The sequence below is a fragment of the Methylopila henanensis genome, from assembly GCF_042681025.1.
In the GTDB taxonomy this organism is placed as follows: domain Bacteria; phylum Pseudomonadota; class Alphaproteobacteria; order Rhizobiales; family Methylopilaceae; genus Methylopila; species Methylopila henanensis.
In genome coordinates, this window is the sequence record NZ_JBHUER010000004.1 from 198,665 (window position 1) to 220,077 (window position 21,413).

General features: G+C 71.3%; 20 protein-coding genes. 13 read left to right on the forward strand and 7 right to left on the reverse strand.

The annotated features are described in order from the left end of the window. Positions 1-11: 11 nt before the first annotated feature. Positions 12-452, forward strand: a complete 441-nt coding sequence (gene rnhA, locus ACFSCV_RS07230) for a ribonuclease HI (RefSeq protein WP_378798826.1) — start codon at positions 12-14, stop codon at positions 450-452. Positions 453-474: 22 nt separating this feature from the next. On the opposite strand, the gene ACFSCV_RS07235 is transcribed toward rnhA, so the two are convergent. Beyond that, on the reverse strand, positions 475-1,617 hold the full coding sequence (locus tag ACFSCV_RS07235) for a 2OG-Fe(II) oxygenase (RefSeq protein ID WP_378798405.1): 1,143 nt from the start codon (positions 1,615-1,617) through the stop codon (positions 475-477). 198 nt (positions 1,618-1,815) lie between these two features. Here ACFSCV_RS07235 and ACFSCV_RS07240 point away from each other — a divergent pair, with 198 nt between their 5' ends. The 5 genes from ACFSCV_RS07240 to ACFSCV_RS07260 all read left to right on the forward strand — a co-directional run bounded on the left by ACFSCV_RS07240 (position 1,816) and on the right by ACFSCV_RS07260 (position 8,418). Beyond that, entirely contained in the window at positions 1,816-3,573 is a 1,758-nt protein-coding gene (locus ACFSCV_RS07240) for an acyl-CoA dehydrogenase (protein ID WP_378798407.1), read from the forward strand. 71 nt (positions 3,574-3,644) lie between these two features. Beyond that, entirely contained in the window at positions 3,645-4,571 is a 927-nt protein-coding gene (locus tag ACFSCV_RS07245) for a histone deacetylase family protein (RefSeq protein ID WP_378798409.1), read from the forward strand. Positions 4,572-4,619: 48 nt separating this feature from the next. Beyond that, on the forward strand, positions 4,620-4,871 hold the full coding sequence (locus tag ACFSCV_RS07250; RefSeq protein WP_378798411.1) for an exodeoxyribonuclease VII small subunit: 252 nt from the start codon (positions 4,620-4,622) through the stop codon (positions 4,869-4,871). A gap of 54 nt (positions 4,872-4,925) precedes the next feature. Continuing rightward, positions 4,926-5,906 (forward strand): magnesium transporter CorA family protein, encoded by a 981-nt coding sequence (locus ACFSCV_RS07255; RefSeq protein ID WP_378798413.1) that lies wholly within the window; start codon positions 4,926-4,928, stop codon positions 5,904-5,906. A 139-nt stretch (positions 5,907-6,045) separates the two neighbouring features. Then, positions 6,046-8,418 (forward strand): putative bifunctional diguanylate cyclase/phosphodiesterase, encoded by a 2,373-nt coding sequence (locus tag ACFSCV_RS07260; protein WP_378798415.1) that lies wholly within the window; start codon positions 6,046-6,048, stop codon positions 8,416-8,418. A gap of 17 nt (positions 8,419-8,435) precedes the next feature. Here the strand turns inward: ACFSCV_RS07260 and ACFSCV_RS07265 are convergent, their stop codons facing one another. The 3 genes from ACFSCV_RS07265 to pdxH all read right to left on the reverse strand — a co-directional run bounded on the left by ACFSCV_RS07265 (position 8,436) and on the right by pdxH (position 10,890). Further along, positions 8,436-8,957: a MarR family winged helix-turn-helix transcriptional regulator gene (locus tag ACFSCV_RS07265; RefSeq protein ID WP_378798417.1), complete on the reverse strand. Its 522-nt coding sequence runs from the start codon at positions 8,955-8,957 to the stop codon at positions 8,436-8,438. A gap of 431 nt (positions 8,958-9,388) precedes the next feature. Beyond that, complete coding sequence (locus tag ACFSCV_RS07270) at positions 9,389-10,276, reverse strand: SDR family NAD(P)-dependent oxidoreductase (RefSeq protein WP_378798419.1); 888 nt, start codon at positions 10,274-10,276, stop codon at positions 9,389-9,391. A gap of 14 nt (positions 10,277-10,290) precedes the next feature. Then, positions 10,291-10,890, reverse strand: a complete 600-nt coding sequence (gene pdxH / locus ACFSCV_RS07275; protein ID WP_378798421.1) for a pyridoxamine 5'-phosphate oxidase — start codon at positions 10,888-10,890, stop codon at positions 10,291-10,293. Positions 10,891-10,943: 53 nt separating this feature from the next. Here pdxH and ACFSCV_RS07280 point away from each other — a divergent pair, with 53 nt between their 5' ends. The 6 genes from ACFSCV_RS07280 (at position 10,944) to ACFSCV_RS07305 (ending at position 17,137) form a co-directional block, all read left to right on the forward strand. Beyond that, complete coding sequence (locus ACFSCV_RS07280; protein ID WP_378798423.1) at positions 10,944-11,582, forward strand: RT0821/Lpp0805 family surface protein; 639 nt, start codon at positions 10,944-10,946, stop codon at positions 11,580-11,582. A 113-nt stretch (positions 11,583-11,695) separates the two neighbouring features. Then, positions 11,696-12,646 (forward strand): DnaJ C-terminal domain-containing protein, encoded by a 951-nt coding sequence (locus ACFSCV_RS07285; protein WP_378798425.1) that lies wholly within the window; start codon positions 11,696-11,698, stop codon positions 12,644-12,646. A gap of 146 nt (positions 12,647-12,792) precedes the next feature. Next, the gene (gene fabI / locus ACFSCV_RS07290) at positions 12,793-13,605 is read left to right on the forward strand and encodes an enoyl-ACP reductase FabI (protein WP_378798427.1); all 813 of its coding nucleotides are present in this window, start codon (positions 12,793-12,795) and stop codon (positions 13,603-13,605) included. Between the two features lie 82 nt (positions 13,606-13,687). Further along, positions 13,688-14,269: a histidine phosphatase family protein gene (locus tag ACFSCV_RS07295; protein ID WP_378798429.1), complete on the forward strand. Its 582-nt coding sequence runs from the start codon at positions 13,688-13,690 to the stop codon at positions 14,267-14,269. A 691-nt stretch (positions 14,270-14,960) separates the two neighbouring features. Beyond that, entirely contained in the window at positions 14,961-16,292 is a 1,332-nt protein-coding gene (gene oxlT, locus ACFSCV_RS07300; RefSeq protein WP_378798431.1) for an oxalate/formate MFS antiporter, read from the forward strand. Between the two features lie 227 nt (positions 16,293-16,519). Next, the gene (locus tag ACFSCV_RS07305; RefSeq protein WP_378798433.1) at positions 16,520-17,137 is read left to right on the forward strand and encodes a DsbA family protein; all 618 of its coding nucleotides are present in this window, start codon (positions 16,520-16,522) and stop codon (positions 17,135-17,137) included. Between the two features lie 12 nt (positions 17,138-17,149). Here ACFSCV_RS07305 and ACFSCV_RS07310 read toward each other — a convergent pair whose 3' ends face one another. The 3 genes from ACFSCV_RS07310 to ACFSCV_RS07320 form a co-directional block, all read right to left on the reverse strand. Continuing rightward, a complete protein-coding gene (locus tag ACFSCV_RS07310) occupies positions 17,150-18,388 on the reverse strand; it encodes a class I SAM-dependent RNA methyltransferase (RefSeq protein ID WP_378798435.1) in 1,239 nt (412 codons plus the stop codon). Positions 18,389-18,635: 247 nt separating this feature from the next. Then, positions 18,636-18,854, reverse strand: a complete 219-nt coding sequence (locus ACFSCV_RS07315) for a hypothetical protein (protein WP_378798437.1) — start codon at positions 18,852-18,854, stop codon at positions 18,636-18,638. A gap of 48 nt (positions 18,855-18,902) precedes the next feature. Continuing rightward, positions 18,903-19,655, reverse strand: a complete 753-nt coding sequence (locus ACFSCV_RS07320) for a TlyA family RNA methyltransferase (protein ID WP_378798439.1) — start codon at positions 19,653-19,655, stop codon at positions 18,903-18,905. Between the two features lie 187 nt (positions 19,656-19,842). Here ACFSCV_RS07320 and ACFSCV_RS07325 point away from each other — a divergent pair, with 187 nt between their 5' ends. Further along, positions 19,843-21,228 carry a TIGR03808 family TAT-translocated repetitive protein gene (locus ACFSCV_RS07325; RefSeq protein ID WP_378798441.1) on the forward strand — a complete coding sequence of 462 codons (1,386 nt, stop codon included), beginning with the start codon at positions 19,843-19,845 and terminating at the stop codon, positions 21,226-21,228. The last annotated feature ends 185 nt before the right edge of the window (positions 21,229-21,413 follow it).

Consider the following 21,413-nt stretch of genomic DNA (forward strand, 5'->3'; position numbering starts at 1 on the left):
TCGGGGCGGACGTGGTCGAGATCTTCACCGACGGCGCCTGCTCGGGAAATCCCGGCCCCGGCGGCTGGGGCGCCATCCTGCGCAAGGGCGCGGTGGAGAAGGAGCTCAAGGGCGGCGAGAGCCCGACCACGAACAACCGCATGGAGCTGATGGCCGCGATCGCGTCGCTCGAGGCGCTGACGCGGCCCTGCGAAGTCGTGCTGCACACCGACAGCCAGTACCTGCGCGACGGCGTCACCAAGTGGATTCACGGCTGGAAGAAGAACGGCTGGCGCACCGCGGACAAGAAGCCGGTGAAAAACCAGGACCTCTGGGAACGCCTCGACGCGGCGCTGAAGGTGCACCGCATCGACTGGCGCTGGGTCAAGGGCCACGCCGGCCACCCGGAGAACGAGCGCGCCGACCAACTCGCCCGCGACGGCATGGCGCCGTTCCAGATTCGCAAGGGCTGAGGCGGAGCTTCCTGCGCCGATCTCAACCCGTCGTCGGCGCGGCCGGCGTTCTCTGGCCTAGATCGAGATACTGCGCGTTCGCCTCGCGCACCTTCGCGGCCGCGTCGTCGTAGAGGAACGGCAGGAAAACGTAGCGCCGGCCGCGCGTCACCCGAGAGACGGCGTGCAGCAGCGAGCAGGAGAACACCACCGCGCCGCCGGCGGGGGCCTTGAACGAGCGTGGGCCGTATTCCGGGAACGAGACCTCGCCGCCGTCGAAATCCTCGTTGAGGTTCACGGAGACCGCGAAGCGCCGGTGGGCGGTGCCCGCCGTGGTGTTGTCGCGGTGGGCGCGGAAATGCGCGGCGTCCTCGGCGGCGTAGCAGCCGACGATGTAGCGCTCCATCCGGGTGGCGTGGAACTGGTGGACCTTCTGGATCTCGGGCGCGACGCGGCGGCGGAAGCGGGTCTGGATGGTCCGGATCAGCTCCGGGTCGACGATCTCGAAATCCTTGCGCTTCTTGTGGGAGGCGTCCTGCATCAGCACGGTGCGGCCGTCGATCTGCCGCATGAAGCCGGACTCCTGCCCGCCGTCGCGCTCGTAGTCGGCGATCAGCCGCCGGCAAAGCTCCGGCTCGAACACGTTCGGCAGCAGCAGGACCGGCGCCTGAAGCTCGACGCCGGCGAAGCGGGCGGGCGGCGGCAGCGCGGCTATGAAGTCCAGCACCTCGGCCGCCTCCGCGCCGTCCGCGGTGAGCGGCGTGATCTTCAGCACGCGGAGCGTCGGGTCGAGCACCACCCAGGCCCGCCGCAGCGGCGCGGGCTCGCCGGGCTTCGCCTCCACCGGCAGCACGCCGTAGCGCCGGGAGACCGAGCCGTCGAAATCGTAGATGTGGCGGATGCCGGGCATCATCGCCTCCACCTTGTTTCCGGTCTCGTCGGCGGGATCGACGGTGACGCCGAAGAAGCAGGCGCGCGCGTCGTCGAACAGCCCGCGGCGCGCGATCACGGCGTCGAGCGCGTCGCGCGCGCCGGGCAGTCCGGTCGAGCCATGGAAGCACAGCACCACGTAGCGGCCGGCAGCGGTGTCGAACACGTAGCGCGGGTTGCTGCTCGCGCGCTGGGTGAACCACGGGGCGGGATCGCCGACGTCGAGCGTATAGTAGGAGTGGCCGACGGCGGACATGGGCGCTCTCCGGGACCGCCGGCGGCCTCCGCCCCCCGGTGCGCCTCGACGCGGCCGCTTTGGAACGCTTACGATCGAAGACCGAGGACGCCAAGCTGCGGCGTTTACGGACAGCCCGCCGACGCCTTCACCTTTCGGCGAGGGGCGCTGATCCGTCTTGCGCCCTAAAAGACCGCAGCAGGCAGGAGACGACGCCCCATGACCTACCGCGCGCCGGTGACGGACATCCTTTTCACGCTTGAGCACGCCGCAGGGCTCGGCCGCGCGCGGGAGGAGGGCGTCTATCCCGACCTCGACGGGGACACGCTCTCGGCGGTGATCGACGAGGCCGGCGCCTTCGCGACCGACGTCGTCGCGCCGCTGTCGCGCGAGGGCGACCGCCACGGCGCGCGCTTCGCCGACGGCGCGGTCACGACGCCGCCGGGCTTCGCCGACGCCTACCGCCGCTGGACGGCGGCCGGCTGGAACGGCGTGCTGGCGGACGAGGCCCATGGCGGGCAGGGGCTGCCGGTGGCGGTGTGGGCCGCGACGACGGAGCTCTGGGCGTCCGGCTCGCTCGCCTTCGGCCTGTGCCCGATGCTGACCCATGGCGCGATCGAGGCGATCGAGGCCCACGCCTCGGAGGAGCTCAAGGAGCGCTATCTGCCGAAGCTCGTCAGCGGCGAATGGACCGCGACCATGAACCTGACCGAGCCGCAGGCCGGCTCCGACCTCGCGCTGCTGCGCGCGAAGGCCGAGCGCGCGGGCGACGGCTCCTACCGCATCTCCGGCCAGAAGATCTTCATCACCTACGGCGAGCACGACTTCACGGACAACATCGTCCACCTCGTGCTGGCGCGCCTGCCGGACGCGCCGGCCGGCACGCGCGGCATCTCGCTGTTCCTGGCGCCGAAGGTGCTGCCGGACGGGAGCCGAAACGACGTCGTCTGCGCCGGCGTCGAGCACAAGCTCGGCATCCATGCGAGCCCGACCTGCACCATGGTCTACGGCGAGAAGGGCGGCGCCGTCGGCTGGCTCGTGGGCGAGGAGAACCGCGGCCTCGCCTGCATGTTCACCATGATGAACAACGCCCGGCTCGGCGTCGGGCTCGAGGGCGTCGCGATCGCCGAGCGCGCGACCCAGGACGCGCTGGCCTACGCCCGCGAGCGCCGGCAGGGCCGTGCGAACGGAAGCGACGGCGCGGCTCCGATCATCGCCCATCCCGACGTGCGGCGCATGCTGCTGACGATGCGCGCCATGACGGCCGCCGCCCGCGGGATCTGCTACCGCGCCGCGGTGGAGATCGACCGTTCGCGCGCGACCGCCGACCCCGCCGCCGCCAGGGCGGCGCACGAGCGGGCGAGCCTGCTGATCCCGATCGCCAAGGCGTTCTCCACCGACGTCGGCTGCGAGGTGGCCTCGCTCGGCGTGCAGGTGCATGGCGGCATGGGCTACATCGAGGAGACCGGCGTCGCCCAGCACATGCGCGACGCCCGCATCACCCCGATCTACGAAGGCACCAACGGCATCCAGGCGATCGACCTCGTCACCCGCAAGCTGCCGCTCGCCGACGGCGAGACCGTGCGGATCGAGATCGCGTCGCTGCGCGACGTCGTGCGCCGCGCAGCCGAGGCCAATGCGCCGGAGCTCGGCGCCGCGGCGCCGAGGCTCGCCGAGGCGATCGACGCGCTCGACCACGCCACCGCCTGGATCGCCGCCGCGAGCCGCAGCCCCGCCGAGGCGCTGGCCGGCGCGACGCCTTATCTCCGATTGTTCGCGCTTGCGGCCGGCGGCGCGGCGCTGGTCGAGGACGCGCTCGCGGAGCTGAGGGCCGGCGAGGGCGCGCTCGGCCGCGTCGCGCTGGCGCGGTTCTTTGCGGAAAACATCGCGACCGGGGCCTCGGGCCTCGCGCGGTCGGTCACCGAGGGGGCGGGGGCGCTCGACGGCGCCGCGGCGGAGGCCGCGCTTGCCTCCTGACGGATCTGGCGCTTGGCATCCCAGGCGCCAGCGCCATACTGACCTCGGCGACGCACGCATCTGAGAGCATCATGAGCACCCTCTACGTCACGCATCCCGCCTTCCGAGACCACCTTGTCACCCCCGGCCACCCCGAACGGCCGGAGCGGATGCGCGCGGTCGAGCAGGCGATGGAGGCCGAGGCGTTCCAGGCGCTTGCCCGCGTCGAGGCCCCGCTGGCGGAGGCCGCGGTGGCGACGCTCGCCCATCCGGAAGCCTTTGTGGAGGCGCTCGACCGCGTCCGCCCGCGCGAGGGCATGGTCCGCATCGACGGCGACACCACCATGAGCCCCGGCACCTGGGAGGCGCTGCTGCGCGCGCTCGGCGCCTCGACGCTCGCGGTCGACGAGGTGGTCGGCGGCCGCGCCCGCAACGCCTTCTGCGCCATGCGGCCGCCCGGCCACCACGCCGAGCAGACTACGGCCATGGGCTTCTGCTTCTTCAACTTCGCGGTCGTCGCCGCCCGCCACGCCCAGAAGGCGCACGGGGTCGAGAAGGTCGCCATCGTCGATTTCGACGTCCACCACGGCAACGGCACGCAGGCGATCGTGTGGGACGACCCGTCGATTATGTATGCCTCGACGCACCAGATGCCGCTGTTTCCCGGCACCGGCGCGCGCAGCGAGACCGGCGTCGGCAACATCGTGAACTGCCCCATGCGCGGCGGCGACGGCGGCGACAAGTTCCGCGAGGCCTTCGACGACGCGATCCTGCCGTCGCTCCGGACCTTCTCGCCGGACCTGATCGTCATCTCCGCCGGCTTCGACGCCCATGCGCGCGATCCGCTCGGCGGTCTGATGCTCCGGGACACGGACTACGCCTGGATGACGCAGGAGCTGATGGGCGTCGCCGACGAGACCGCCGGCGGCCGCGTGGTCTCGATCCTCGAGGGCGGCTACGACCTGACCGGCCTCGCCCAGTCGGCCGCGGCCCATGTCCGCGCCTTGATGCGGGGCTGAAGCGCGCCTAAGAAGGCCCGCCTTGGCCGCGAACAGGGGAGGCCCGCCGTGACGGACGCGCCGAACGACGACGTCTCGAACCTGACCTTCGAAGCCGCGCTCCAGGAGCTGGAGCGGATCGTCGGCCGCCTGGAGCAGGGCCAGGTGCCGCTCGAGGAATCGATCGAGAACTATCGCCGCGGCGAGGCGTTGAAGGCGCGTTGCGACGAACTGCTGAAGCGCGCAGAGGCGCGCGTCGAGACCATCGCCACCGGCGCGGACGGCGCGCCGAAGGGCGTGGCCCCGCTCGATCCGGGCTGAGCGGCGGCCGCGTCCGCCGCCTGAGCCGTTTCCCCGCCGCCGGAGCCGTCGCCCATGCTCTACGCGTATGTCCTGCGCGACGGCGCGCTTCAGAGGAACGAGCCGGCGCCCGGCGCGCCGCCGCCCGCCGACGCGCTCTGGATCGACCTGTTCGCGCCGACGCCCGAGGAGGACGCGCTCGTCGAGGCGACCGTGCGGGCCTCCGTGCCGACGCGCGAGGAGATGGTGGAGATCGAGCCTTCGAGCCGGCTCTATCTCGAGGACGGCGCGCGCTACATGACGGCGTCAGTGCTCTGCAACGTGGTGGCGGGCCAGCCGAAGCTGTCCGCGGTCACCTTCATCCTCACGCGCTCGACGCTCGTCACCGTGCGCTACGACGATCCGACCCCGTTCTCGATGTTCTCGGCCCGCGCCTGCAAGGCCAACGGGGTGACGCCGCCGAAGACGCCTGAGGGGGTGATGCTCGGGCTGTTCGACGCCATCGTCGACCGGCTCGCCGACATCTTGGAGCACGTGGGCGCCGACGTGGACGAGCTGTCCGCGATCGTGTTCGAGCGCGCCGGGGCGCAGGCTTACCGCAAGCCCTACCAGGAGCTTCTCAAGATGATCGGCCGCAAGGGCGATCTCGTCTCGAAGACGCGCGAGAGCCTCGTCACGCTGCAGCGGGTCGCAAACTATCTCGTCGCCGAGATCGAGGGCGTGAAGCCGGCGAAGGAGACCAAGGCGCAGCTCCGGCCGCTGCAGCGCGACGTGGTCTCGCTCACCGAGCACGCCGACTTCCTCTCGAACAAGATCACCTTCCTGCTCGACGCCATGCTGGGCCTCGTCGGGCTCGCGCAGAACGACATCGTGAAGCTGTTCTCGGTCATGGCGGTTGTCTTCCTGCCGCCGACGCTGGTCGCCTCGATCTACGGCATGAATTTCCAGGCGATGCCCGAGCTGAATTGGACGTTCGGCTACCCTTACGCGCTGGGCCTGATGCTGGTCAGCGCCATCGTGCCCTACCTCTTCTTCAAGTGGCGGCGCTGGCTTTAGGCCCGCGCTCTCGGACATCCGCAGTTTTGAGGCCGTAAAAGGGCGCGGAGCCTCGTTCGGGCGGCGGTCTTTACCGCATTTTTATGGTCGGACGACAGAATGTGATCGCAATCATTCTGGCTCGCACTGGCCGCAGAACATGGCGTTGTCCCAACTGACCTCGGATCCGCTCGACCCGACAACGCTGGCGTTCGCGCTGGCGTCCAGCGTGGCCGCGGCCATCCTGCTGTTCTCCCTGATGCGGCGCGTCGAGCTGGTGGAAGACGCAGGGCGCAAGTCCCTGTGGGTCGGCGTCACGGCGAGTTCGGTCGGCCTGCTGCTCTGGGCCGCGCATGTGGGCGGCATGCTCGCGGTCGGCGCGGGCTTCGACGCCGGCTTCGACTTGCGGATCGCCGGCGCGGCGCTCGTCGTCACCGTGGCGATGGTCGGCTGCGGCGTGGCGATCGCGGCGCCGAAGCTGTCCGAGAACGGCGTGCTGAACGCGGCCGCCGGCGGCGCCGCGGTCGGCGCGGCGCTGCTGCTGACCCACTATGTCGGCGTCAACGCCGTCCGCTTTCCCGGGCGCATCGACGTGTTCGGAGGCCTGTTCCTGTTCGGCGGGGGCCTGGCGATCGCGACCTCGGCGGCGGCGTTCGCGCTCGCCGCGACGTTCCGGGGCCTGTACGGGCGCATGGCGGCCAGCGCCGTTTTCGCGGTCGGCGCGTTCGCGTTTCACGCTCTCGGCGCGGTCGCGGTCGACGCGACGCTCGACCCAAGGATCGCGATCCCCGACGTCGCCGTCGACCACATCCAGGCGCTGGCCGCGGCGGCGGCGGCCGCGAGCGGCCTGCTGCTGTTCGCGCTGTTCGCGATCGTGCTGGACTGGCGGCTCGAGAACCGCGGCGGCAGCGAGGTGGACCGCCTGCAGGCCCTGTCCGATCTGTCCTCCGAAGGCCTCGTCGTCTGCGACGATCTCAAGATCGTCGACGTCAACGTGGCCGCCGCGCGCCTCATGGGGCTCGATCCCACGGTGCTGCGCCGGCGCGCCTTCCGCGACTTCATCGACGCGCCCGACCCCGACCGCGTGCTGTCGGCGAGCCTCGCCAAGCCGCAGAACGCGCTGCTGCGCTCCACGGGCGGCGAGCCGCAGCCCGTGGAGATCGCGAGCCGCGACCTGCAGGTGCTCGGCCGCACCCGGCGCGTCTTCACGCTGCGCGACGTCTCCGAGCAGCGGCGCAGCGAGACTCAGATCCGCCATCTCGCCTACCACGATCCGCTGACCGGGCTCGCCAACCGCGCCGCCTTCAACGAGGCGCTCGCCGGCGCGCTCAAGCGGGTGGGCGAGGTCGCGCTGTTCTGCATCGATCTCGACCGCTTCAAGGAGGTCAACGACGTCTTCGGGCATTCCACCGGCGACGAGATCCTGAAGACCGCCGCGCGCCGCATCGTGGCCGCGGCGCCGGACGCGATGGTGTTCCGGCTCGGCGGCGACGAGTTCGTCGCCATAGGCACCGGGCCCGACGCCGGCGACGCCGACAAGCTCGCGCGCCGGCTGACCGAGCGCCTGAACGTCGAGACCGTGGTCGGCGGCACGATGATCCGCTGCGGCGCGAGCGTCGGCTTCGCCGTGTACCCGCATCACGGCGCGACGATCGACGCGCTCTTCGCCAACGCCGACGCCGCGCTCTACCGCGCCAAGGCCGACGGCCGCGGATTCGCGCGCGGCTTCGAACCCGACATGGACCTCGCGCTGCGCGAGCGCCGCGTGCTCCAGCAGGACCTCGCCACCGCGATCTCGCGCAACGAGATGTTCCTGCACTGGATGCCGCAGGCGGACACCGTCAGCGGCGAGATCCGCGGCTTCGAGGCGCTGCTGCGCTGGAAGCACCCGACGCGCGGCGTGGTGCCGCCCGGCGTGTTCATCCCGGCCGCCGAGGAGACCGCCGCGATCGTGCCGATCGGCGAGTGGGTGCTCAGGACGGCCTGCGCCGAAGCCGTGCGCTGGATGCGGCCGGGCAAGGTCGCGGTCAACCTGTCGCCGGTCCAGTTCCAGCACGGCGACATCGTCGGGCTCGTGCACGGCATCCTTCTGGAGACCGGACTGCCCGCCGGCCGGCTGGAGCTGGAGATCACCGAAGGCGTGCTGCTCCATGACCTCCCCGGCGCGCTCAGCACGCTGCGCCGCCTGAAGGCGCTCGGGGTGCAGATCGCGATGGACGACTTCGGCACCGGCTATTCGTCGCTGTCCTACCTGCAGGCGTTCCCGTTCGACCGCATCAAGATCGACGCCTCGTTCATCCGCACGCTCGGCTCCAGCCCGCAGGCCAAGGCGATCGTGCGCGCGGTGGTCGCGCTCGGGGCGAGCCTCGACATGCCGATCACCGCCGAAGGCGTCGAGACCCACGAGCAGCGCAGCTTCCTGGCCGAACTGCGCTGCGACGAGATCCAGGGCTATCTCGTCGGGCGTCCGACGCCGCTGGTCTCGTTCGACTCGCCGTTCGAGCGCCCGGGGCGGGCCCGCGTCGCGGGTTAGGGGCGGCGCGCGGCCGATCAGGCGCCGTGGCGGTGCGCCGCGGGACACCGGTCCTGCGGGCAGGCCTCGAGATCGCAGAGCCGGCACACCACGTCGGAGTCCGCGCCCGGGCCGACCGCGGCGGGAAGCATCCTCTCGACGAGTCCCAGGAATGTCTCGACCTCGCGGGGGGTGAGCAGGCCGAGCAGCCGCGCGGACACCTCCTGACGCGCGGCTAGGCTCTGGCGCATCGCCGCTTCGCCCGCCGGCGTGAGCGCGAGCGCCGCGACGCGCGCGTCCTTGGCCGCGCCGCGTCGTCGTTCGATCAGCCCCGCCGCCTCGAGCTGGTCCGCCACCCGCACGGTCGCGGAGTGGGAGAGGGCGATGCAGGCGCGCAAACGCTCGATCGAGAGGCCCGGCTCGAAGCCGATCTGGATCAGCGCGGCCATGGCGGCGGGGCTGCGGCCTTCGGCTGTCTCCCGCATGGCGTCGCCGACCTTGTCGGTGAGGGCGAGCGCGAAGGCGGCGAGGATGTTGGCGGCGCGGGCGTCGTCGGGCATGGGGTGCGGATGGCGGGAGCGAGGTTCAGCGGCGTCCGGGTTCGTCCTCCGGCCCGCGCGATCGCTTCCGGCGGCCGAGCAGGCGGGCGACGACGGCCGCGGCGTCGATGAACAGCGACAGCATGGCGAAGCCGATCATATCCGTTTCGCTCCGTTCGCGCGCCTCGTTGTCTCGGACGAGTCACAGCCATTAATATGCATGCATCATGCATATTAATGGCTCCAAATCAACCCGGCTCTGCGGACGACCGGCGGCTGGGAGACCAGCGTGGGCGCGGGGCAGCGGCGCGGGGCACCCCTGCGGCTGGGGCGACGATTGCTGGATCATCCTGCGCGGCGCTGGCCAAGGCAGGACGGTCTGGTGGCGACGCTTGCTTTCTCCCGGCGACGCTGGCCGTCGCCGGAGGAAGGGGCGCCGCGCTCGGCCGGCCTCAGACGTGCTGGCCGCCGTTGATGTGGATCTCCGAGCCGGTGACGTAGGACGACGCCTCGGTGCAGAGGAAGTAGATCGTCTTAGCCACCTCGTCCGGCGTGCCGAGCCGGCGTAGCGGGATCTGGCTCACCAGCTTCTCCGTGCCGGGCGAAAGGATCGCGGTGTCGATCTCGCCGGGGGCGATGGCGTTGACGCGCACGCCGAGCGGGCCGAAATCCGCCGCCATCTCGCGGGTGAGCGAGGCGAGCGCGGCCTTCGAGGTGGCGTAGGCGGCGCCGGCGAATGGGTGCACCCGGCCGCCCGCGATCGAGGTCACGTTCACGATCGAGCCCTTCGCGGCCGTCAGTTCCGCGGACAGTCCGCGCGCCAGCATGATCGGCGCGAAGAAGTTGACCTGGAACACGGTCTTCCAGTCGTCGAGATCGGTCGCGAGCGCGTTCAGGCGGCCGCCGCCGGGCGCCTTGGGCGAGATGCCGGCGTTGTTGACGAGGGCGTGGATCAGGCCGCCGTCGAGACGGCCGCGGATCTCGGCGATGGCGCGGACGGTGTCCTCGACGTCGGAGAGGTCGACCTGCACGTGGTCCTCGGGACCGGCGCCCCACGGGCATTCTTCTGGGAAGGCGTGGCGCGAGCAGGTGATCACGCGCCAGCCCGCCGCGGAGAAGCGCTTCACCGTTGCGTGGCCGATGCCGCGGCTCGCGCCGGTCAGCAGCAGCGTCTTGCGCGGCTCGTTGGACGGCGACGGGCGCGGCCTCGGCGCGGCCTGGGGCGCCTTGGCCGTCGATCCGGCGGTCGAGGGCTCGGCCGCCGCGGCCTCGCCGGCGCGGGCCCCGGTGAAGGGGCAGGTCGCCGGGGCGTCGTCGGGCTTGGGGTCGCTGGTGCTCATGACGCGGGGGCCGATCAGGGATAGAGCCGGGTGCGGGTCCAGGACCCGTCGGGAGCGCGGTCGAAGACCGCGCGGTCGTGCAGGCGGAACGGCATGTCCTGCCAGAACTCGAACGAGGTGGGGACGATGCGGTAGCCCTTCCAGTAGGGCGGACGCGGCGGCTCGGTCTCGCCGAACTCGGCGTCGCGCGCGGCGACCGCCTGCTCGAGCTCGGCGCGCGAGCCGAGGGGGCGCGACTGCCGGGACGCCCAGGCGCCGAGGCGGCTGACGCGCGGACGCGTCGCGAAATAGGCGTCGGCCTCCTCCGCCGAGGTCGGCTCGACCGGCCCGCGCGCCCGGATCTGGCGCCGCAGCGACTTCCAGTGGAACACGACCGCGGCCTTCGGCTGGCCGGCGAGCTCGACGCCCTTGGCGCTCTCGGCGTTGGTGAAGAACACCAGCCCGCGATGGTCGAGGCCGTTGAGCAACACCATGCGCACATCCGGCAGGCCATCGGCGTCCACCGTCGCGAGCGCCATGGCGTTCGGATCGTTCGGTTCGGAGGCTTTGGCCTCCTCCATCCAGGCGGCGAACGTCGCGAAGGGATCGTCCGTTGCGTGGAAGTCACTCGACATTAACCGCTCCTGCCGTTCCATTCCGCGCATGATCAAGGAGTTCCCGAGTAGAGATGCGTAGCCTCGATCAGCGTCAGCGCGCCGTCCCGATATCTACACGAGCAGGCCTCGGGCCGCGAGCGACGCTGCGCCGCAACGCGGCGGCGGCGCTTGCGATCGCCGCGGCCTTCGCCTGCGCGGGCTGCAGCGTGTCCTATCCGCTGTTCGGCAAGGACGACGACATTCCGACCGGCAGCATCGCGCGCTCCGACGCCGCGGCCCCGCAGCCGGCTCCGGCCGACAAGGTCAGCCGCGCGCCGCTCGCCCCGATCGAGGGCGCCGCGTCGGCGGCCGCGCCGGGCGCCGCCAACCCGTCGGCCTATGCGGCGCCCCAGCCCGCCGGCGCCACGTCCGCGGCGCCGCCCACGCTGACGCCCGACGACTGGAGCTACGCGCGCGGCGCGCTCGGGCTCGCCATGGGCGCCGAGGCCGCCAACGCTTCCGTGCCCTGGGCCAATCCCGACAGCGGCGCCTACGGGTCGTTCACGGCCTCGTCCGCCCCGGTGATCGAGAACGGCGCCACCTGCCGTCCCTTCGCCGCCAGCCACAGCGCCGGCGGCCGCGAGCAGCGGCTCGAAGGCACCGCCTGCCGCACCGCGGCGGGGCACTGGGAGGCGGTGTCGATCCGGGCGTCCGGCGGCCGCGCGTCTTAGGCGCAGTCCCGCACTGTTGCGTTGCGGCCACAGCCGTCCCACATTGCCGTTTAGCGACGGCGCCGCGAGCCGGCGACGCCCGATTCATGCGAACGACGGACTGTGACGACGCGATGCGCGATCCCTACGACGTGCTCGGCGTGACGCGCCAGGCGAGCGACGCCGAGATCAAGAAAGCCTTCCGCCGTCTGGCCAAGACCTGGCACCCGGACCAGAAGCCGGACGACCCCAAGGCGAAGGAGCGCTTCGCCGAGATCGGCGCGGCCTACGAGCTCCTGTCCGACAAGGACAAGCGCGGCCAGTTCGACCGCGGCGAGATCGACGCCGAGGGCAAGCCGCGCTTCCACGGCTTCGAAAGCGCCGGCGCCGGCGCCCGCGGGGCGGGGGCGCGCGGCGCCCATTTCGACTTCGAGTTCGGAGGCGGGTCGCCCTTCGGCGGCGCGCGCGGCCGGGCCGGAACGGAAGACATCTTCGAGGACATTCTCGGCGCCTTCGGCGGCCGGCGTCCGCCCCGCGGCGGGGCCGGCTTCGGCGGAGAGCCGCCGCGCGGCGAGGACGTCACGGCCGAGATCGCGGTCCCGTTCCGGGAGTGGGCGCGGGGCGCGAAGCGGCGCGTCCGGCTGCCGACCGGCAAGGAGCTGGAAATCTCCGTCCCGGCCGGTATCGAGAGCGGCAAGACCATCCGCCTGAAGGGGCAGGGCCGCCCGAGCGGCCTCGGCGGCCGTCCGGGCGACGCGCTCGTCGCCGTGCGCGTGCTGCCCGATCCGCAGTTCCGCGCCGAAGGCCGCGACGTGCGCGTGACCGCGCCGATCACGCTCTACGAGGCGGTGCTGGGCGCCAAGGTCCGCATTCCCACGCTCGACGGCACGGTCGAACTGACGGTCCCGCCCGGCTCCGACGGGACGCGCACGCTGCGCCTGCGCGGCAAGGGCGTCGGGGCGGAGGGCGCCGCCGGGGACCTGCTGGTGGAGCTGCGCATCGCGCTTCCCAAGGGCGGCGACCGCGAGCTGGAGGCCTTCGCCCGCAAGATGCGCGACGAGGGCGCCTACGACCCGCGCTCGTGACGGCGGACGGGGCCGCCGGTCGGCCGGCCCTGTCGCGCACTGAAACGCGCTGTGATGCTGCGCCGCCCACGTTGGCTTGAAGGGCCCCGGACCCTATGCCATAGCGGGCGCCACTCGCCGCGCAGCGCGTCGTAAAGAGGTGTTTCATGACTGCCTTTCAGGGATTGATGGCCGGAAAGCGGGGCCTTGTGATGGGCGTCGCCAACAACCGATCGATCGCCTGGGGCATCGCGAAAGCCGCCGCCACCGCTGGCGCCAAGCTCGCCTTCACCTATCAGGGCGACGCGCTGAAGAAGCGCGTGGAGCCGCTCGCGGCCGAACTCGGCGCCGAAGTGGTCGGCCATTGCGACGTCACCGACGCGGCCACCATCGACGCGGTGTTCGAGAAGACCGGCGAACTGCTGGGCGGGCTGGACTTCGTGGTCCACGCCATCGCCTTCTCGGACAAGGACCAGCTCGACGGCCGCTACGTCGAGACCACGGCCGACAACTTCAACAAGACCATGTTCATCTCCTGCTACTCGCTGACCGCGGTCGCGCAGCGGGCCGAGAAGCTGATGACGAACGGCGGCTCGATCCTGACGCTGACCTATTACGGCGCCGAGAAGTGGATGCCGCACTACAACGTCATGGGCGTCGCCAAAGCCGCGCTCGAGGCGAGCGTGCGCTATCTCGCGGCCGATCTCGGCCCCAACGCCATCCGGGTGAACGCCATCTCCGCCGGCCCGATCAAGACGCTGGCGGCCTCCGGCATCGGCGACTTCCGCTACATCCTGAAGTGGAACGAGTACAACGCGCCGCTCCGGCGCACGGTCTCGATCGAGGAGGTCGGCGACTCGGCGCTCTACCTGCTGTCGGACCTCGGCCGCGGCGTCACCGGCGAGGTCCACCATGTGGACGCCGGCTACCACATCGTCGGCATGAAGAACCCCGACGCGCCGGACATGTCCCCCGCGTGACGCGGAGCGTCATCGCGCTCGTGACGCCCGGCGCCGCCGCGCAAGCGACGCGCAGCGTCGTCGCGGTCTCGCGGACGCCGGCGTGACGCCGGACGTCATCTTCGTCCGCCATGGCGAGACCGACTGGAACGCCTGCGGCCGGCTGCAGGGGCAGACCGACATTCCCCTGAACCCGCGCGGCCGCGATCAGGCCGACGCGGTCGGACGCGCCCTGCGCGCCGCTTCGCCGGACGCCGCCGGGCGCGTCTTCGTCGCGAGCCCGCTGTCGCGCGCGACCGAGACCATGCGCCGGATGCGCGTCGCCATGGGGCTCGACGCGGACGGCTTCACGACCGACGCCCGCCTGAAGGAGCTGTCCTTCGGCCGATGGGAGGGGTCCACGCTCGCCGAGGCGCGCCTCCGCGACTCCAAGGCCATGCGCGCCCGCGACGCCGACAAGTGGTCGTTCCGCCCGGAGGAGGGCGAGAGCTACGCCGACCTCGAAGCCCGAGTCGGCGAGGCCCTCGCTGCGCTGACCGGCCCGGCCGTGCTCGTCGCCCATGGCGGCGTCGCGCGCGTGCTGCTGGCGACGCTCGGCGGCGTCGCGCGGGACAAGGTGTCGGACATCCCGATCCGGCAGGGCCGCGCGCTGGTCTTCGGCGACGGCGGCTGGCGCTGGATCTGACCTCCCCACGCTTCCCCAGCGCCCTCCGCGCCGGGGGCCGTGCGCGTCCGATAGGACCCTCCGGCCACGACCTGAGCCGGCGGTAGATCGGCCGCGAAAGCGCAGAGTCGGGCCGGTTTTCGCGCCTGCTGGCATGCCTCAGGGGCGTCCGGCGACGGCGGAGCCGATCGCTCCATAGAAAACTTTGAAGGTCGCGCAACCGTCTGCGACGCGCTGCCGCACCAGTCTAAGTCCCTGTTTCAAAAACAGAAAACGAAACGTGAGGGCGACGGTGTGTGCGCTGCGGCGAGGATTCTCACGCGAATGTGAGCCGATCCAGACCTAAGGCCATCTTTATCAGTTCAAAAGTGGCATGCCATATTTTGCATGCCAGATATGCGTCATTAGGTAAGCCAAACTGTCGCACCAAGCGACGCGGCGGCCGACGCAAAGAGGGCGGATCAGACTTTCGGCGCGTTGGAGGGCGCCCGCAAGTCGCGGCGGAGGGCATTTTTCTCCGCCATTCGTCGCACCGGCCGCGCGGTCGCCCTTTCCCGGGGGCGAAGGCGGCGGGGGTTTTCAGAAGAATGTCAAGGCCGGGCCTGGGTCCGAAAGCTTCCCTGAAGGGGAGGCTCATCCGGAAGTCGGGCAGAGACCAGAACAACAATGACATAAACGGCCTTGAGGCCGTGCACCGAGAGAGGAAAGTCCAATGAGCCATGCTTCCAATCCCGCTCTAAGGCCAAACGTCTCAGAGCGGAAACGCTGGACGCAGATCGTCGTCGGCGTCGTCTGCATGGTCGCGACCGCGAACATCCAGTACGCCTGGACGCTGTTCGTGCCCGAGATTCAGTCGACCTTCGGCTGGGACCGCGCTTCGATCCAGATCGCCTTCACGATCTTCGTGCTGGTGCAGACCTGGCTGACGCCGATCGAAGGCTACTTCATCGACAAGTACGGCCCGCGCGCCATGGTCGCCTTCGGCGCGATCTTCATGGGCCTGTCGTGGGTCATCAACTCGCAGGCGACGTCGCTCACGGGCTTCTATGTCGGCGCGGCCGTCGGCGGCATCGGCGTGGGCTGCATCTACGCGACCTGCATCAACAACGCGCTGAAGTGGTTCCCGGACCGTCGCGGCCTCGCGGTCGGCCTGACCGCCGGCGGCTACGGCATGGGCTCCGCCGCGACCATCCTTCCGATCGCCTCGATGATCGGCACGAGCGGCTTCCAGTCCACCTTCCTGTTCTTCGGCATCCTGCAGGGCACGCTCGCCTTCATCGCCGCCATGTTCCTGCGCGCTCCGAGCAAGGACGAGGTCAAGGTCTCCGACAAGCTGGCCCAGTCGCGCCGTGACTACACGCTCACGGAAGCCCTGCGCACCAAGCTGTTCTGGCTGATGTTCTTCATGTTCATCTGCGTCGTCACCGGCGGCATGATGGCTGTCGCGCAGCTCGGCGTCATCGCTCAGGACCTCGGCGTCAAGAACTACAGCGTCAACCTCTACTTCTTCACCATGGCCGCCCTGCCGCTCGCCCTGATGCTCGACCGCATCATGAACGGCATCTCCCGTCCGCTGTTCGGCTGGATCTCGGACAACATCGGCCGTGAGAAGACGATGGTTATCGCCTTCACCCTCGAAGGCTTCGGCATCATCGCGCTCGGCTACTGGGGCCATAACCCCTACGCGTTCCTGATCCTGTCCGGCGTGGTGTTCCTCGCCTGGGGCGAAGTCTACTCGCTGTTCTCGGCTCTCGCCGGCGACGCCTTCGGCACCAAGCACATCGGCAAGATCTACGGCGTGCTCTACTGCGCCAAGGGCATCGGCGCGCTGTTCGTGCCGGTCGGCAACCTGCTGATGGAGTGGACCGGCACCTGGGCCACCGTGCTCTACACGGTCGCCTGCATGGATCTGCTCGCCGCCTTCCTCGCGATCGTGGCGCTGCGCCCGGTTCTCGCCCAGCACGTCCGGATCTCCGGCGCTGCGAACCCGTCGACGCTCGACGGCCCCGACGGCAAGCCGAAGGCCGCCCTCGCCAACGCCTGACGCTGATACGAAGCTTCCCGCGGCGCGCCCCCGACGGACGCGCCGCGGGTCGATGTCCTACCCCTGCCTCGTCACCCCTCGGGACGAGGCCGACTGCGGGCTTACCCGGCCGATCGGGGAGCCCGCGCTTTTTTGCGTTCGGGACGGCCCCGATCCGCGATACGACAGGCGGCGCGCGCGAGGACATCCCTCGGCGCGCCGTCGTCACGTCAGGGAATAGGAAAGCCATGGCCGTCGTCCGCGCTCTCGCCGCCGCGCTCGCGCTTCTCGCGGCGGTCCCCGCCGCGCGGGCCCAAGACCACGACCTCAGCCGCGAGATGATCGTCGCCGACCCCGCGGCCCCGGTCGCCGGCAACCCGAAGGGCGACGTCACCATCGTCGCCTTCCTCGACTACAACTGCCCCTACTGCAAAAGCTCCGCGCCCGCGCTCGAGAAGCTGGTGCGCGCCGACGGCCGCATTCGCCTCGTCTACAAGGACTGGCCGATCCTGTCGGAGAGCTCGGTCTACGGCGCGAAGCTCGCGCTCGCGGCCAAGCGGCAGGGCAAGTACGAGGAGGCTCACCGCGCGCTCATGGCGCTGAAGGGCGCCTCCCGCCCGCACGCCGACCTCGACGCCGCGGTCGCCGCGGCGGGCGTCGACATGCCCCGCCTGCTGGCGGACGCCAAGGCCTCCGAGGCCGAGATCGTGACGCTCCTGAAGCGCAACGACGCGCAGGCCCGGGGCATGGGGTTTCCGGGCACGCCGGTCTATCTAGTCGGCCCGAAGCTGGTGGCGGCCCCGCTCGACTACGAAGGCTTCAAGGACGCCGTCGCCCAGGCCCGCGAACGCCAGAAGACGCGGTAGGCGCGGCGGCCGTCAGTCCCGCCGGAACGTCGCCACCGCCTCCACATGGGCGGAGTGGCGGAACTGGTCGACCGGCGTCACGCGCTCGAGCCGGTAGCCGCCGCGGATCAGGATGGCGGCGTCGCGGGCGAGCGTCGCGACGTTGCAGGACACCGCGACCACCGTTGCGATCCGCGATTCCGCCAGCATCCGCGCCTGCGCCTCGGCGCCTGCGCGCGGCGGATCGAACACCGCCGCGTCGAACGGCTTGAGCTCGGCGCCGGCGAGCGGGCGGAGGAACAGGTCGCGCGCCTCCGCCGTCACCCGCTTGAGGCCGGGCGTGGCGCGGGCCGCGGCGGCGAGCGCCGCGACCGCCGGCCGGTCGGCCTCCGCGGCGTAGACTTCCGCGCGTTCGGCGAGCCGGAGCGCGAAGGCGCCGACGCCCGAGAACAGGTCCGCGACCCGCTTCGCCCGGCCGACCGCTTGGCTCGCGAGCGCGGTGATCGCCGCCTCGCCCGCGGCCGTCGCCTGCAGGAAGCCGCCGGGCGGCGGGACCACCTGGGCGCGGCCCATGGCGACGACCGGCTTGCGCCGCTCCACCACCACGTCGCCGTGGATCGCGAGCCGGGCGAGGTCGAGTTCGCCCGCGAGCGTCACCAGCCTCAGCCTGAGCGCCTCGGGCGGCGGCCCGGAGCCGCGCACGTCCATGTCGAGCCCGCCAGCGGTCGCCGTCACCGCGAGGTCGAGCGGCTTGCGCATCTTCCCGAGCGCGGCGGCGACCGCGCGCGCGGCGGGGAGCGCGCCCGCCATCTCCGGCGCCAGCAGCGGACAGGCGGCGATCGGCGTGATGGCGCGGCTGCGGGCGGCGGCGAAGCCGACGGCGACCCGGCCGTCCGCGCCGGCGCGGGCGTGGAACGTGGCGCGCCGGCGGCCGGCGCCGTGGGCGTCGACGCACGGGCCGACCAGCCCGGCGACGTCCAGCCGCTCGCGGGCGAAGGCCTCGATCAGCAACGCGCGCTTCCAGGCGAGCGCCGCGTCCTGCGCCAGCTCCTGCGTGGCGCAGCCGCCGCAGGCGCCGACCTCCGGGCAATAGGCCTCGCGCCGGTGGGCGGAGGGCTCGACCACGCGCAGCAGCGTGGCGCGCCCGCCCGCGCGCTCCGCCTCCACCAACTCCCCCGGCAGCGCCCGCGCCACGAACACGGGCCCGTCCGCGGTGTCCGCGACCCCGTCCCCGCGATGGCCGAGCCGATCAATCCTCACCGTCAGCGTCATGCCGGCGGCTATAGCATGACGGGCGCTACTGCGCGGCCCAGTGCTGCTGGATCAAATCGAGGCTCAACGGCTTCGACGCGCCGTCAGGCGTATGTCCTTCGCATAGGCCCATCGATCATCGCCGCCTTGTTTGGGACGACCTACGGCCGGCTGCAAGCGGAGCCCGCGAGCGTCATTAGATGCATTCGTATGAGTATTTTTTAATGAATTCTGCTGAAGTTAATATTTAATTCTATAGAAGCAAATTCTATTTTGAAATGCTGCTTATCATCATTCTTATTTCTTCGATCGGGATCAGAAACTGCTCTCCCATACTCATGGCTATCAGCCCCAGCAAAAAATCGTCGACGCCAGGCTCGTGCTGCTCCGAGAGATAAAGTTCGTGCGCCCAGCTCGCGATTTCCGTCGGATCGCTCGTGAATTCGAGCAACTGGTTCAACTGCGCCGCAAAATCATCCCTCGTCATCGGCGCACAGCGATCTTAGCAGTCGTGAGCCGGGCGATGGCGAGCCGTTCAGCCATGACGCCGCGCTCCGATCAGGTGCTCGATGTTGCCGTCGCCGCCGGGGATCGGGGAGGGCAGCTCGCCGGCGATCGCGAAGCCGAGGCGCTCGACGAGCGCCCGGGCGTCGGCGACAGCGCGGGCGCGCGCCTCGGCGCTGCGGACGACGCCGCCCTTGCCAATCTCCTTGCGGCCGACCTCGAACTGCGGCTTCACCAGAACGACCAGCGCGGCGGACCGCGCCGCGAGCGCGACGGCCGCCGGCAGCACCACGCCGAGCGGCGCGAAGCTGACGTCGACTGTGACGACGTCGGGCGCGCGCGGCAGCGCGGACGCGGCGAGATCGCGGATGTCGGTCGCCTCTAGGCTCGTCACCCGCGGATCGTGGGCGAGCAGCGCGTGAAGCTGGCCGCGGCCGACGTCGACGGCGGTCACATGGGCCGCGCCGCGGGCGAGCAGCACCTGCGTGAAGCCGCCGGTCGAGGCGCCGACGTCGAGCGCCTCGCAGCCGGTCACATCGAGGCCGAAGGCGTCGAGCGCGTGCGCGAGCTTCACGCCGGCGCGCGAGACCCAAGGGTGCGCCGGCTCGGCGCTGATCTCGGCGTCGAGCGGCACCATGTCGGAGGCGCGCGCGACGGCCACGCCGTTCGCCCGCACGCCGCCGGCCGCGATCGCCGCCTGCGCCCGAGCGCGGCTGTCGAACAGGCCGCGCTCGACCAGCAGCAGGTCGGCCCGGCGACGCGGGGAGGGGGACGAAGCGGTCACGGGCGGCGCGGCGATGAGCGGATTGAGGAACGGAACGCTTCTATAGGCATGAAGCGCGGGATGCGCGAACCTCGGGCCTCACGGAAAGATGCGCCGCCGGTTCCCCCCACCGGCGCGGGCGGCGCCTGGCCTTAAAGGTTCGGCGGTTAGGCTCAGGGAGAAACGACGACCAGCGGGCGATCAGGGCATGAAGCGCGAGCGCGCGGCGGAGAGGCTCCGCGATACGGTGGATCAGGCCCGGCGCCGGCTCGCGCTCGGCCTCGCGGCGGGCCTTGTCACGACCGCGGCGCCGCGGCTGGCGGACGCCGCGCCCGGAGGACTCGGGGCCGAGGCCGCGGGGCTGAAGCCGGGCGCCGGCGGCGACCAGAGCCGCGCCTTCGCCCGCGCGCTGGAGCGGGCGGCGCGGGAAGGGCGGCCGCTGACGCTCGCGCCCGGCGTCTACCGCGCCGCCCGCGTCGCCCTGCCCGAGGGCGCGGCCATCGTCGGCGTTCCCGAGTTGACGCGGATCGAGCTGTCCGAGCCCGGCCCGCTGTTCACGGGCAAGGGCCTGCGCCGCGTCGCACTGCGCGGGTTGCTGCTCGACGGCTCCAACCTTCCGGGCGGCCTGCAGGCGGGCCTGATCCAGTTCGAGGACGTCGCCGCCTTCGCCTTCGACGACCTCGCGATCGAGGACGCCGGCGGCTCCGGCCTCGCGCTGTTCCGCTCCGGCGGCGCGCTGCGCGGATCCCGCATCGCCAACGCGCGCCAGTCCGGCCTGTTCGCCATGGACGGCCGCGGGATCACCGTCGCCGACAACGTCATCACCGGCTGCCGCAACAACGGCGTCGTGATCCGCCGCACCGCCAAGGGCGACGACGGCGCCGTGGTCTCGCGCAACCGCATCGAGGACACCGGCGCGCTCGACGGCGGGCTCGGCTGGAACGGCAACGCGGTGAACGTGTCGAAGGCGTCCGGGGTCGTGGTCTCCGGCAACGCCATCCGCCGCTCGGCCTTCACCGCCGTGCGCGCGCACGAATCGAGCGACGTCGTCATCGCCGACAATCTGTGCCTCGACTGCGGCGAGACCGGCCTCTACGTCGAATACGGCTTCTCCGGCGCCGTCGTCTCGGGGAACCTCGTCGACGGCGCCGCCAACGGCGTGTCGATCGCCAACTTCAACGAGGGCGGCCGGCTCGCCGCCGTCACCGGCAACGTGGTCCGCAACCTGTTCCGGCGCCGGAAGCTCGACCAGCCGGGCGAAGGCTATGGGCAGGGGATCGGGGTCGAGGCCGACGTGGCGGTGACCGGCAACGTGATCGAAAACGCCGCTTCGTTCGGCGTCCACGCCGGCTGGGGCCCGTACATGCGCGACGTCGCGATCAGCGGAAACATCGTCCGCAATTGCGAGGTGGGAATCGGCGTGTCGGTGGTCGAGGGCGTCGGCCCGGCGACGATCGTCGGCAACACCGTGACAGGTTCGCGCAAGGGCGCGGTGGTCGGATACCGCTGGGCGGAGGCCGCGACCCCCGATCTCGGGGCGGCGGGGTCGGGCGGGCTGCCGGGGCTGACGGTGGCACAGAACACCGTCCGGTAGGCCGCCGAGGGCCGTTCGTTAACGCCGGCGTGATCCGGAGCGTTCACGGGCTCCTTACAACCCGTTGAAGTTCTTAGAAACCCCCCAATGTGGCGGTGCAGCAAACAACGCGAAAGTTAACAAAGTTAACGTCGCCATGTGCATGGCCACGCTGCGACATTTCCGCGACACTCGGGCGGGAATGA

Bases quoted from the DNA above. Each gene is read 5' to 3' on its own strand.
- ACFSCV_RS07235 (WP_378798405.1), bottom strand. From the start codon at position 1,617: ATGTCCGCCGTCGGCCACTCCTACTATACGCTCGACGTCGGCGATCCC.
- ACFSCV_RS07240 (WP_378798407.1), top strand. From the start codon at position 1,816: ATGACCTACCGCGCGCCGGTGACGGACATCCTTTTCACGCTTGAGCAC.
- ACFSCV_RS07245 (WP_378798409.1), top strand. From the start codon at position 3,645: ATGAGCACCCTCTACGTCACGCATCCCGCCTTCCGAGACCACCTTGTC.
- ACFSCV_RS07255 (WP_378798413.1), top strand. From the start codon at position 4,926: ATGCTCTACGCGTATGTCCTGCGCGACGGCGCGCTTCAGAGGAACGAG.
- ACFSCV_RS07260 (WP_378798415.1), top strand. From the start codon at position 6,046: ATGGCGTTGTCCCAACTGACCTCGGATCCGCTCGACCCGACAACGCTG.
- ACFSCV_RS07265 (WP_378798417.1), bottom strand. From the start codon at position 8,957: ATGCCCGACGACGCCCGCGCCGCCAACATCCTCGCCGCCTTCGCGCTC.
- ACFSCV_RS07270 (WP_378798419.1), bottom strand. From the start codon at position 10,276: ATGAGCACCAGCGACCCCAAGCCCGACGACGCCCCGGCGACCTGCCCC.
- pdxH (WP_378798421.1), bottom strand. From the start codon at position 10,890: ATGTCGAGTGACTTCCACGCAACGGACGATCCCTTCGCGACGTTCGCC.
- ACFSCV_RS07280 (WP_378798423.1), top strand. From the start codon at position 10,944: ATGCGTAGCCTCGATCAGCGTCAGCGCGCCGTCCCGATATCTACACGA.
- ACFSCV_RS07285 (WP_378798425.1), top strand. From the start codon at position 11,696: ATGCGCGATCCCTACGACGTGCTCGGCGTGACGCGCCAGGCGAGCGAC.
- fabI (WP_378798427.1), top strand. From the start codon at position 12,793: ATGACTGCCTTTCAGGGATTGATGGCCGGAAAGCGGGGCCTTGTGATG.
- oxlT (WP_378798431.1), top strand. From the start codon at position 14,961: ATGAGCCATGCTTCCAATCCCGCTCTAAGGCCAAACGTCTCAGAGCGG.
- ACFSCV_RS07305 (WP_378798433.1), top strand. From the start codon at position 16,520: ATGGCCGTCGTCCGCGCTCTCGCCGCCGCGCTCGCGCTTCTCGCGGCG.
- ACFSCV_RS07310 (WP_378798435.1), bottom strand. From the start codon at position 18,388: ATGACGCTGACGGTGAGGATTGATCGGCTCGGCCATCGCGGGGACGGG.
- ACFSCV_RS07315 (WP_378798437.1), bottom strand. From the start codon at position 18,854: ATGACGAGGGATGATTTTGCGGCGCAGTTGAACCAGTTGCTCGAATTC.
- ACFSCV_RS07325 (WP_378798441.1), top strand. From the start codon at position 19,843: ATGAAGCGCGAGCGCGCGGCGGAGAGGCTCCGCGATACGGTGGATCAG.